This window comes from Clostridium sp. 1001283B150225_161107_B6 (genome assembly GCF_015556325.1).
Lineage (GTDB): Bacteria > Bacillota > Clostridia > Lachnospirales > Lachnospiraceae > Enterocloster.
The window spans coordinates 1-12,924 of sequence record NZ_JADNMD010000021.1 but is presented as its reverse complement, the minus strand read 5'-3'; the positions used below and the strand labels follow the sequence as shown (position 1 = coordinate 12,924).

General features: G+C 39.8%; 9 protein-coding genes and 2 pseudogenes. All 11 read left to right on the top strand.

The features are described 5' to 3' along the window. Window positions 1-5: 5 nt before the first annotated feature. The 11 genes and pseudogenes from I2H39_RS28355 (at window position 6) to gltA (ending at window position 12,416) form a co-directional block, all read left to right on the top strand. A complete protein-coding gene (locus tag I2H39_RS28355; RefSeq protein ID WP_195628083.1) occupies window positions 6-1,229 on the top strand; it encodes a cytosine permease in 1,224 nt (407 codons plus the stop codon). A gap of 18 nt (window positions 1,230-1,247) precedes the next feature. Beyond that, complete coding sequence (locus I2H39_RS28350) at window positions 1,248-2,519, top strand: hypothetical protein (RefSeq protein WP_195628082.1); 1,272 nt, start codon at window positions 1,248-1,250, stop codon at window positions 2,517-2,519. Window positions 2,520-2,654: 135 nt separating this feature from the next. Beyond that, window positions 2,655-3,758: an amidohydrolase family protein gene (locus I2H39_RS28345; RefSeq protein WP_207747020.1), complete on the top strand. Its 1,104-nt coding sequence runs from the start codon at window positions 2,655-2,657 to the stop codon at window positions 3,756-3,758. A gap of 18 nt (window positions 3,759-3,776) precedes the next feature. Next, window positions 3,777-4,493 (top strand): annotated as a pseudogene (locus I2H39_RS29380) (hypothetical protein); the annotation flags it as partial. Next, window positions 4,488-5,138, top strand: coding sequence for a hypothetical protein (locus I2H39_RS29375; RefSeq protein WP_319638405.1), 651 nt, complete (start codon window positions 4,488-4,490; stop codon window positions 5,136-5,138). The pseudogene I2H39_RS29380 and the gene I2H39_RS29375, both read left to right, overlap by 6 nt. 21 nt (window positions 5,139-5,159) lie before the next feature. After that, a complete protein-coding gene (locus I2H39_RS28330) occupies window positions 5,160-5,966 on the top strand; it encodes a helix-turn-helix domain-containing protein (protein ID WP_195628078.1) in 807 nt (268 codons plus the stop codon). Window positions 5,967-6,014: 48 nt separating this feature from the next. Next, a complete protein-coding gene (locus I2H39_RS28325; protein ID WP_195628077.1) occupies window positions 6,015-7,370 on the top strand; it encodes a flavin oxidoreductase/NADH oxidase in 1,356 nt (451 codons plus the stop codon). A gap of 18 nt (window positions 7,371-7,388) precedes the next feature. After that, on the top strand, window positions 7,389-8,156 hold the full coding sequence (locus tag I2H39_RS28320) for a 3-ketoacyl-ACP reductase (protein WP_227147730.1): 768 nt from the start codon (window positions 7,389-7,391) through the stop codon (window positions 8,154-8,156). 9 nt (window positions 8,157-8,165) lie between these two features. Further along, window positions 8,166-10,091: an FAD-binding protein gene (locus tag I2H39_RS28315; protein WP_195628075.1), complete on the top strand. Its 1,926-nt coding sequence runs from the start codon at window positions 8,166-8,168 to the stop codon at window positions 10,089-10,091. A gap of 43 nt (window positions 10,092-10,134) precedes the next feature. Beyond that, window positions 10,135-11,025, top strand: a complete 891-nt coding sequence (locus I2H39_RS28310) for a sulfide/dihydroorotate dehydrogenase-like FAD/NAD-binding protein (RefSeq protein WP_195628074.1) — start codon at window positions 10,135-10,137, stop codon at window positions 11,023-11,025. After that, window positions 11,025-12,416, top strand: a pseudogene (gltA, locus tag I2H39_RS28305) (NADPH-dependent glutamate synthase). Before I2H39_RS28310 ends, gltA begins: the two are co-directional and overlap by 1 nt. Window positions 12,417-12,924 lie beyond the last annotated feature (508 nt).

Below are 12,924 nucleotides of genomic sequence, written 5' to 3'. Positions count from 1 at the left end.
GTATTATGCAAAATGAAACAAAAGGTATAGGGAGTGTATTCTTTGTGTTTGCAGGTTATGTATTGAGTGTTACTGCATTTGTTTTAGGAGGAAACGTTGGAAATCAGTTAACTTTTATGGATGGTGTTCTGGCGCTGCTTGTTGGCAATATGATTTTAGCATTTTACGCAGGAATACTCGGATATGTAGGAATCAAGACACAGAGGTCTTCGACGGATATGTTTAAGCCTGTATTTGGTATCAGAGGTCAGGTAGTTACCTCTACGATCGTCAGTTTGTTCTCACTGGTATTTGTAAGTGTATACAGTGCACTCGTAGGGAGCATGATGGACTCACTGTTTCATCTTGGTTCACCATACTATGGACTTGCTTTGTACCTGGTTATGATAACTCTGATAAATTTAAAAGGTTTCAAAGGCATGAGTGTAATCAGTAAAATTGGCGTACCGGCAATTGCAGTTTTTGTAGTTTATGGAATTATCACAATTGGGCAAAAAATCGGTTTTGCTAATATTACCGCAGCAGTTCCGGTTGCACCGACCTCATTCTTTACGGTAGTGTCCGTGGTGACAGCAAGCTGGATGACGGGTGCGACCTTCAGTTCAGATATCACACGTTTCGTGAAAAAAACTGGTTATGTGTGGATTGTTACCATTGGAGCTTTCTTATGTGTTACATTGTTGGAAACAGTTGGACTGATTTGTTCTTTGGGAACGGGGCAGAGCGATATCGTCAAGATTCTGGCAAATCTTAATATGTCTGCAGTTGCATTTTGCATTTATTTATTGTTGACTATTACGAGCGGACAGGCTGTGTTGTTTATTGCGGCACAGGCACTTGCAAATATTACAAAAGTGGTTAGAAATAGTGAAGATTGTGATGATGGAAAGTTTTCTGCAAAGTCATTTATCATTCCTTGTTGTATATTCGCTGGAATTATCGGCATTGTTATGACTGCCCAGGGATTTACAGCAACATTCTTATCCATGCTGGGACTTATTGGTACTGCTATTCCACCAGTAGGTGGAACCCTGGTTGCACATTTTATGATAGTGGAGAGGGAGTATGTGAAAGTGTTCGAGAATATGCCTGCTTATAGAGTCAGCGCATTTGCGGCATGGATTTGTGGAATCTGCGTGTCAAAATTTCTGGTTATGGGAATTCAGCCATTAAATGGTTTTATTACTGCGATTTTTGTTTATATATTGCTTCGTAAACTTACAAAATAATAGAAGGTGGAAAACATTATGAAAAACATGACAGCGTTATTTTTCTCAACAAAATACTGGAACAATAAAAATGAAATTAAACAGGCAGTGAACGAAATAAAGGAAAAATTTGCTGGTGATACTGTAGTTACGGTGATCGATGGGGATTTAAGCGAAGCGAATCAATATACAGACTGTGATACTCTGATTGTTGTTCCGTGCAGTGGTTCTGTACAGCCGGATATTATCAGACTGAGTGAGCCTTTTGAAAAAATAATTCTGTTTGCAGGATATGTTCCTGGTAATTATTCTCTGGAATTGACAGATAAGATGCTTTGTAAGAATGCATCCCCCACTCTGATGGATACCTTTGGAGTTTTGAAAAGAGATGAAAAAAAGATAGTGGTGTTAAAGAAAAATTTTGAACAGCTTTCTGGATACCGCAAGATTGTTGCAGCTTATGACACGGTGAAAAATGGAAAGATCACAATTATAAACGGGCCTGAACCATGGGTTATCAGTGTATCAAGAAAATATGAGGATTATGAGAAGCAGTTGGGAATCGAAATAGATGTTACAACACCAGCGGAGTTAATTGATTTGTATGAAAATACCACAGTTGACGAAGCAAAAGAGATTTATGAATATTACCGTAAGGATGCAAGTGAGATTAAAGAACCGACGGATGATGATATTATGAAATGTTCGCGGCTTGCGAAAGCGATGATGAAGTTGATTCAGGCTCATCAATCGAATGGACTTGCTATTGCCTGCTTTGACCTGATTGGTAGAATTGGAGTTAATCCATGTCTTGGTGTCAGCTATATTAATGGTGAAACAGAGTGGTTTGCGGCTTGTGAAGGAGATATTGACAGCGCAGTGACCATGTTGATGATGCACAGTTTAACGCATGAGAAACCCTGGATGGCAAATCCATGTCTCCAAAGCGATGATACAATAAACTTTGCACATTGTACGGCTCCCCTTCGTGTCCATGGGGAGAAGCAGCAATTTATACTTAGAAATCACCATGAGACAGGAGCTGGAGCTTCACCGAGAGTATTTTATAACCAGGGCCTGGAAATAAGTATGTTCCGCTATTCTGGAGTGCAGAATGTAATGACATTTAACAAAGGAATCAGTGTTGAGGGCAGATATGAGCCAAACTGCAGAACTCAGATGAGAATCCAGCTTGATGATTTTGCACACTATATTGATACTGCTGTCGGATGTCATCAGGTTCTGACATTTGAGGATATTCTGGATGATATGAAGGAACTCTGTATATTGCTGAATGTGAAAAATGTATAAAAAGTACGCAAAGATATAACAAAAATCATCAAAAATTCGTTTCTGTTCCTTTAGTAATCAAGAAAAAGTTTATATATACAAAAAAATAACTGTTGAATATGATTATTTGTGAAAAAAAGCAACAGAAAAGTACATATGTATACCAGAAAAGTACAAGAATCAAAAAAGCGCAAATGTTATAATGACAATATCAAAATGATTACCGGTAAATTGATAAAAAAGGAGAAGAATATGAATTCAATTGATGTATTTTGTCATCTTATGCCTCAAAAGTATGCAGAGATTGCTATGGCTGAATCACCAAACACGCAGCATATGTTTTTAAGAGCACTGAAAATAAAATCAATGGCCGATATGGATTATCGACGCGAAGTAATGCAGCAATTTCCAGGATACAAGCAGATTCCTAACATTGTTTCACCACCAGTGGAATCCTTTGCAAGTCCAGATAAGTCTCCGCGGCTAGCAGCAATTGGAAATGATGAAATTAAAAAGATTGTCGACCAGAATCCTGATTTATATGAAGGATTTATAGCAGGAATTCCGTTTAATAATCCACAGGCATCTGTTGATGAAATCAGGAGATGTAAGGATATGGGAGCAAAGGGCGTTCAGATTTATACACATATGAATGGAGAAGCGATTGATCAGGAGAAATACTGGCCCATTTATGAAATATGTGAAAAATTGGATTTACCCATTTTAATTCATCCAGTTGGTGGGCAAATGACACCCGAGTTTCCAAAAGAAGACCGTTCAAAATATGAGCTGTGGTTTACGATAGGATGGCCATATCAGACGACTGTTGCAATGTCGCGACTTGCTTTTTCAGGTATCTTTGAGGATTTCCCGGATATCAAAATTGTAACACATCACGTCGGAGCAATGATTCCAATGTTGGCTGGAAGAATTGAAAACGGCCTTAAAATGTATGGTGGAAGAACAGCACCTGAATTAAAAGAAGAACTGACGAAGACAAAAATGAAAGGGAATCCGATTGATACATTTAAGAAATTTTATGCTGATACTGCTTCATTTGGATCAACCTCTGCAATTCGATGTGGTCTTGATTTCTTCGGAAAGGATCATTTATTATTTGCTTCAGATATGCCATTTGATCCAGAACAGGGACCGGGATATATTAATCGTACCTTAAAATGTATTGATGAACTGAATCTTCAAACCGATGTGAAGTCTGCAATATTGTCCGAAAATGCAAAACGCATTTTCCACTTATAAACAGAGAGGGATATCAAAATGAAATACATAATTACTGTTGGAACAAATCAGTTTTTTCTTATGTTTCTTGCAATTGCGGTAGGACTGTTAATTGGAAAAATTAAAATTAAAAATTTCTCACTGGGAGTTTCTGGCGGTATATTCAGTGGAATTATTATCGGCTACTTTTTAACAAAGTGGGCAAAGACAGTGCAGGAGGGCGCCGTAGGCTATTCCAATGCGAAATCCATTTTATCAACAGGCGTTGTTTCAAATATCTTTTTTACATTCTTCCTGCTGCTGTTCTTACTATCCATTGGTTTAAAAGTGGGAAGCGGAATAGGCGCAATATTTAAAAAATAAGGTATTAAATTTGTCGTAATCGGAGTTTGTATACCTCTTGTTTCTATGATTGTTGCAGGTGCAATCCATTTAACCGTATTCTCTAATGAAGAAGCTTCAGCCCATCAGACAGTTGGTATGTTTGCCGGCGCAATGACCTCAACACCTGGATATGGTACAGCATTAGACGCTTCGAATAATGTTGACTATTCATCAATGTATAAGAATGCAACGATTGAGCAAAAAGAAGAGATGTTAAAAGCGATTGACCAGTCAGGAGAGCTGACAGCTGCCGATATCTCAGAATTGTCAACCGAGCAGGTTACAAAATACAAGGAAGCTATGGCATCTGAAGTAAGTCTGGGATACACGGTTGCCTTCCCAATCGGTGTATTTGTCATTGTTATTATGATTTCACTTCTTCCTAAATTATTTGGAATTGATATCGAAAAAGAAAAAGAAGATTATGAGAAAGAAGTTCAGGAATCAGGTGCAAATAAAGACGTAAAATATCCACCATTAAATTTTATGGTTATGGCAATTGTTGCTGTGATTGGAATTATTATTGGAAATATTACAATTCCATTAGGCACTTTAGGGTCGTTTTCATTAGGGGCAGCAGGAGGCGTTCTTTTAGCTGCTTTGATCTTAAGTTATATTGGAAAAATTGGAACTTTGAACTTTCGGATGGATCCAAAGGGCTTGGGAAGTATGTATCAGATGGGACTTACATTCTTCATGGCAGTGGTAGGACTTCGATATGGCTATGATGTTATTCATTCCTTAATGGGCTCGGGATTAAAACTTGCTATTGCAGCAGTTTTTGTTGAAGCAATTGCGGTATTGGTAAGCTTCTTTATCGGATACAAAATGTTTAAGATAAACTGGATTATTTTAAGTGGTGCGATTGCCGGCGGATGTACATCTGCACCTGGACTTGGAGCTGCAATCAGTTCAACTGGTTCAGAAGAGCCTACAGCAGGTTACGGTGCAGCACAGCCATTTGCAATATTGGCCAATGTGTTGCTTGCAACTTTATTTTTCACCTTCTTTTTATAAGAAAAACAGGAGAAACAGGTTATGGAAGATTTCTGGCTTGAGCGAAGATATGATAGTAAACGATTCAATCTGTCACAGCACTTTGAAAACACATATCAGATACTTTTTGTATTAAATGGAAAAATTCGATATGAAGTTGGAAATAAGCAGTATGTGCTGGGTAAAGGTGGTATTATCGTTTTAAATACGTTGGAGGAGCATTCATTAGAGGTATTAGAGTATCCATATGAAAGAATCATTATTCAAATCAGACCAGATTTCTTCCAGAATGAGGTGAAATATCCAGAAATTATAGCAATTTTCATTAAGCGCCCAAAAGATTTTTCGCATTTACTGACGATATCAGAACCTGTTTGGAACTATATTTATGACATCATCAGAGAGATGGAGCAGGAATACAGGAAGAAAAAGGAATACTGGGAATTATTTATTGGTGCTGATTTAAGAAGAATATTTATCAGTTTGTTTCGGGAATGTGCAGATGTATTGACAAATATCAAAGTTGGAACCGGTGTTACCCTGGCCTATAACGTGATGAGTTATATCAATCATCATTTTATGGAGCAATTCACCATTGAGGACATAGCTGCAGAATTGTTCCTGAACAAAGACTATATTTCCCACGTTTTCAAAGATGAGACCGGGTACAGCATTATGAGTTACGTGATTTCACTTCGAATTAATCATGCGAAACTTCTTTTGTCTGAAACAGATCAATCAGTAACAGATATTGCTTTAGAATGTGGATATACAGATTTTAATTATTTTTCAAAACAGTTTAAGAAATTAACACACTTATCACCGAGTGAATTTCGTAAATCACTTTGAATCAGCATATCTTCTGATATGCATATGAAAAAGAAATGGAGAAGATTTATGTTACATGAGAAATTTCATTATAAATCGCTTGAAGAATTAGTTGATCGAGCAGATGAATTAGGTATAAAATTTCCATTTGCAGAGCAAACGAATATCCTGGCGACATCTATTAACATAGGAAATAAAGTATTACCGAACAGACTTGGAATTGCACCAATGGAAGGTGCAGATTCTTTGCCGGATGGTTCTCCTTCGGAATATACATTACGCAGATATAAAAATGAAGCAATCGGCGGAAGTGCTATGATTTGGTTTGAGGCGATTTCGATTGTGGAAGAAGGACGTTCATCAAAGACGCAGTTATTATTAACGGAAGATAATCTGGAGAAATATAAAGAATTTACATCGGCTATCAAAGAAGCCGGTAAAATTGCAAATGGTTTTGAACCATATTTGATTATGCAGGCAAACCATAGCGGAAGATATTCTAATCCGGATAATAAACCAGCGCCAATGATTGCATATCGTCATCCTGAACTGGAGCAGTTTAGAGCCGCAGATGATTCGTGTATCGTTTCTGATGATTATCTGAAAGATCTGGAGGAAAAATTTGGAGAGGCAGCCAGGCTTGCCAAGGCAGCAGGATTTGATGCTGTTGACATTAAATCCTGTCATGGATATCTGCTGGCGGAAATCAGTTCTGCATATACCAGAGAGGGGCTCTACGGCGGCAGTTATGAAAATCGCACAAGGCTGCTGAAAAATGCAATTGCTGCTGCAAAAGTATATGAAGATGATAACTTCATGGTGACTTCAAGACTGGGAATTTATGATGGTTACGAGTATCCATACGGATTTGGTGTAAATGAAACCAGTGGACTTACACCGGATTTTACTGAGCCAAACAGGCTGGTGAAAGAATTAAGAGATAAATACGGCCTTACCATGATGAATCTTACAATGGGAAATCCATATGCAACTACTCACATTACCAGACCTTATGATGCAGGAAAATATTTACCGGAAGAACATCCATTCGTGGGAATTAACCGCATGATTCAGGGAATTGGAGAAGTAAAAAAGGCAGTTTCAGATATGATTATCTATGCTTCAGCTCCAACCTATTTAAGACAATACTCAGATCTTTACTCAGCAGGAGCCGTGGAACAGGGATTATGTGATGGTATGTTATTTGGAAGAATGGCATTTGCAGACCCGGATTTTGCCAATGAAATTGTAAAGTCCGGGAGAATCAATCCTAAGCGTGTATGCATGACCTGTGGAAAATGTGGTGATTTAATTCGTGCACATAAACCAACAGGCTGTGTGATCCGCGATCCTGAAACATTTATGGGATTTTATAAAGAGTTTATGGAAATCAAGAAAACCCAGCCATCGAATTTTAGAGGCTAAATGTCAGGAGGTCTGAAAGTGAGAAAAGTCGCTGTAGTTACAGGATCAAGCAGAGGAATTGGGTATGGTATTCTTCGCAGACTTGGAAAAGACGGATTTCAAGTTGTCATGGTTGCCACAGGAGAGATGTATAAAAATCAGGCAGCGTTAGAAGAACTGAAATCCGAAGGAATTGAGTGTGTTTACATTCAGGCAAATATTGGTAATAAAGAAGACAGAGAAAAGATTGTGTCAGAAACAGTGAAAGCATATGGAAGAATCGATGTACTGGTAAATAATGCCGGGGTTGCTCCAAAAGAAAGAGCAGATCTTTTGGAAATGACAGAAGAAAGCTTTGACAGAGTATTATCAATTAACACAAAAGGAAATATGTTTTTGACTCAGCTTGTAGCAAAGCAGATGCTGAAACAAAATATAGAGGGGAAGAAGAGAGGTACGATTATCAACATTTCTTCGTGTTCCGCAGAAGTATCAAGCATTAGCAGAGGTGAGTACTGCGTATCAAAGGCAGGTGTCTCTATGTTAACAACATTATACGCTGACCGTTTGGCAAAAGAAGGAATTTTAGTGCATGAAGTACGTCCGGGAGTTATTGCAACAGATATGACGAGCACGGTTCAGGGAAAGTACGATAAACTTATAGAGGACGGAACATTCCCGATTGCACGCTGGGGGACTCCGGATGATATTGCCGGGGCTGTTTCAGCTTTTGCAGGTGATAATTTTCTCTATACAACAGGTAATTATATAGATGTTGATGGTGGATTCCATATCAAACGTCTGTAGGGGGATCATATGATGAGTGAAGCTTTAAGAGAACTTAGTATTGAAAATATAGTGATTGGAACAGGAGCTGCAGGATTTAATGCTGCAGCTCGTTTGCATCAGTTTGGAAAAACAGACGTTGCGATTATTGCAGAAAATGTATTAGCAGGTACATCCAGAAATACCGGGTCTGACAAACAAACATATTACAAATTGTCTTTGGCGGGTGATGATGATGACAGCATCCTGAAATTAGCAAAGGATCTGTATGCAGGACAATGTGTTGATGGAGATATTGCACTCTGCGAAGCGTCCCTTTCTGCAAGATGTTTTTATCATCTGGTTGAATTAGGTGTCCCATTTCCGTGTAATGAATTTGATGAATTCATAGGATACAAGACAGATCATGATCGAGGTAAGAGGGCTACAAGTGCAGGACCATACACATCAAAGATTATGACAGAGTGTCTGGAAAAAGATGTTTTAGATAGAGGAATCACTATTTTGAATCAATACCAGGTGATTAAGCTGTTATGTTCTGACAATCAAATACATGGTGTTTTATGTTTGGATAAAAATAAAAAAGATTCTGTAGAATATATCATAATCTGGTGTAAGAACGTGATCATGGCTACCGGTGGACCGGCAGGGATTTATAAAGACAGTGTATACCCGGCTTCACAAATAGGAAGCAGTGGCCTTGCATTTGAAGCAGGTGTCAGAGGAAAAAATCTGACAGAGTGGCAATTTGGTATGGCATCTTTAAATCCAAGATGGAACGTCAGCGGAACATATATGCAGGTACTTCCTAAAATTGTATCTACAGATAAATCTGGAAATGAAGAGAGAGAATTTTTACTGGATTATTTTAAAAATTCTGCTGAAATGAACTCGCTCATCTTTATGAAGGGTTATCAATGGCCATTTGATACAAATAAAATATTCGGTGGTTCTTCCATGATCGATCTTCTTATATATCAAGAAACTGTTCTGCGTGGAAGAAGAGTTTTTTTAGATTATCGTGAGAATACTCAGAGAACAGAAATTGATTTTTCACAGCTTTCAGGTGAAGCATACGAGTATCTTAATAAAGCGGGGGCCTGTTTTGGAACACCGATACAGCGTTTGAGTCATATGAATCAGCCAGCGATTGATTTTTATAAAGAGCATCATATTGATCTGTATCATGAAAGGCTTGAAATTGCAATATGTGCACAACACAACAATGGTGGGCTTGCAGCAGACCATAACTGGAGAACAAATATTGAAGGCCTGTTTGTTGCAGGTGAAGTATGCGGAAGCCATGGAGTTACAAGACCGGGGGGAACAGCGTTAAATGCAGGGCAGGTTGGTTCCTACAGAGCTGCGTCCTACATTGCCAATGATAGATTGCAATCAGGTCTGAATGAGATATTGAAAGAAGATTTAAAGGCAGAGGCGAAACGGTTTATCGGGTATGCGAATAGTTGCAATGGAGATATAAGCTTATCCGACATATGGAATCACGCAACGGAACGAATGAGCCATTCTGGTGGAATGATCAGAGTAAAGAAGGAAATGGAATGTGCACTTTTAGAGGTTGAGGAAGATATCGAGTTGTTGACCAGACGTTGCAAAGTATTGGAGACCGGCCAATTTTCAATGTTCTATCATCTGCGGGACATGCTCATATCTCAGAAAGTTTATCTTGCAGCTATGCTGGATTATGTGAATCATGGCGGAGAAAGCAGAGGTTCTGCTCTTTACACAAATGATGAAGGAGAAAAACCAGGTGAGAAATATCCTGAAATTTTTCGATGTAAATTGGATCATAAGAAACACAGTGATGTTATACAGGAAGTAGAATTGGATAAACAGGAAATTCATATTCAGTGGAGAGCCGTTAATCCAATTCCTGAAATTGATTATTTCTTTGAAAATCAGTGGCGTGCATACAGAGAGCGGACAAAAAGATAATATTTACAGAAATCGAGAATCATGACAGGTCAGGAGGAAGACAATGTACAGGATTTTAAAAGCAAAACGGCTTGCAGATAAGATCTATCTGATGGATGTGGAAGCACCACGTGTAGCAAAATACTGCGAACCAGGAGAATTTGTAATTGTAAAGATAGATGAGACGGGCGAGAGAATTCCACTGACAATCTGTGACTTCGACCGTGAAGCTGGAACTGTGACCATCGTTTTCCAGACAGTTGGTGCGTCTACAGAGCGCATGGCTGATCTGAAAGCTGGAGATTCCTTCCGTGATTTCGTTGGACCACTTGGGCAGTGTTCTGAATTTGTAAAAGAGGATCTGGAAGAATTAAAGAAGAAAAAGTTCCTGTTCGTAGCAGGTGGTGTTGGTACAGCTCCTGTATATCCGCAGGTAAAATGGTTAAAGCAGCACGGTATTGATACAGATGTTATTATTGGTGCAAAGAATAAGGACCTTTTGATTCTGGAAAACATGATGCGTGAGCAGGCAGGTAATCTCTATGTAACTACCGATGATGGCTCTTATAAAAGAAAAGGCATGGTTACTGAGGTTATCAAAGACCTGGTGCAGAACCAGGGAAAACAGTATGATGTCTGTGTAGCCATCGGTCCTATGATCATGATGAAATTCGTCTGTTTGCTGACAAAAGAGCTGGGCTTACCCACCATTGTCAGCATGAATCCTGTTATGGTAGATGGAACTGGTATGTGTGGTGTCTGCCGTCTGACTGTTGGCGATGAAGTGAAGTTCGCCTGTGTTGATGGTCCTGAGTTTGACGGACATCTGGTAAACTTCGATGAAGCCATGAAGAGACAGCAGATGTACAAGACTGAAGAGGGACGTGCGCTGCTGAAATTAAAAGAGGGAAAGACACATCACGGCGGATGTGGTAACTGCGGAGGTGACAACTAATGGCTGTATTAAAGAAGGTACCTGTAAGAGAATAGAATCCAAAGGTAAGAGCAACGAACTTTGAAGAGGTCTGTTTAGGATATAATGTAGAAGAGGCAGTGGAGGAAGCAAAGCGTTGTCTCCAGTGTAAGAATGCAAAATGTATGAAGGGATGTCCAGTATCCATCAAGATTCCTGGATTTATCAAAGAAGTAGCAGAAGAAAACTTTAAGGAAGCTGCAAAGGTGATCGCAGAATCTTCCGCACTTCCGGCTGTCTGTGGCCGCGTATGCCCACAGGAAAGCCAGTGTGAAGGACAGTGTATCCGCGGAATCAAGGGTGAGCCAATCTCTATCGGTAAATTAGAGCGTTTCGTTGCTGACTGGTCCAGAGAAAACGGATTTGTCCCAGCAGCTCCGGAAAAGACAAATGGCAAGAAAGTTGCGGTGATTGGCGCTGGCCCTTCCGGATTGACATGTGCAGGTGACCTTGCAAAGATGGGCTATGAAGTAACCATCTTCGAGGCGCTTCATGAGCCAGGCGGCGTACTTACTTATGGTATTCCAGAGTTCCGTCTTCCAAAACAGAAGGTTGTCCAGGCAGAGATTGAGAATGTTCGCAAGCTGGGTGTTAAGATTGAGACCAATGTAATCATTGGAAAATCCCTGACCATCGACCAGTTATTTGAGGAGGAAGGCTTCCAGGCAGTATTTATCGGCTCCGGTGCAGGTCTTCCTATATTTATGGGAATCCCTGGTGAAAATGCAAACGGTGTATTTTCAGCAAATGAGTATCTGACAAGAAGTAACCTCATGAAAGCATTCCGTGAAGAGTATGACACACCGATCGTGGCAGGCAAGAAGGTTGCTGTTGTCGGCGGTGGAAACGTAGCCATGGATGCTGCAAGAACAGCACTCCGTCTTGGAGCAGATGTTCACGTGGTTTACCGCCGCAGCGAGGCAGAACTTCCAGCGAGAGCTGAGGAAGTTCACCATGCAAAAGAAGAGGGGATCATATTCAACCTTCTCTGCAATCCAATAGACATTCTGGTGGATGAGAATGGCTGGGTAAACGGTATGAAATGTATCCGCATGGAACTTGGTGAGCCAGATGCGTCTGGCAGAAGAAGACCGGTAGAAATCCCAGGTTCAGAGTTCGTGATTGATGTAGATACCGTTATCATGTCCTTAGGTACATTACCAAATCCACTAATTTCCTCAACGACCAGAGGTCTGGAAGTAAACAGACGCAGATGTATTGTGGCTGAAGAATCTACAGGCAAGACCTCCAAAGAGGGGGTATATGCCGGTGGTAATGCGGTAACTGGTGCAGCTACTGTGATTCTGGCTATGGAGGCTGGTAAGATCGGAGCTAAAGGGATTGATACTTATTTTTCAAATCAGAAAAAGTGAGCTTGGCACACAAGCAAACCAGCAAGCCCCTTTTGGGCAAAGCCGGAGTAAGGAAGCACTGAACATGCCCTTTTAAGGGCAGCTGAGAATGTGGTGCAAGCCACCGGCTTAGCCGGTGATCTTGACTATGAATATTCTTATAATATTGGTTCAAACCCGGTATGGGATGCATCCGTACTCCCGGATTCACGGAATGTAATATACTCCCTGATTTTAATATGAAGCATCATTTTGACAAATTCATCGCCACTTTCAAGATCAAGATTCGTAATTTCCTTAATACGGTTCAGGCGGTATAAAAGGGTGTTTCGGTGTATATTTAAAACAGCGCGATCTTTGTCATGTTTCGTGCACATAGCAGGTATTGCTTCAACGTATACATAAGACCAGTGTTGTAATGCGAGTGTGTGAAGAAAAGTCTGTAAAAGCTAATCTTCTATGATAATAACTGGGCTGAAAGTTCTTTCTTGGACCTTCAGTCCTTGTATTATATATAACAGCAACTACT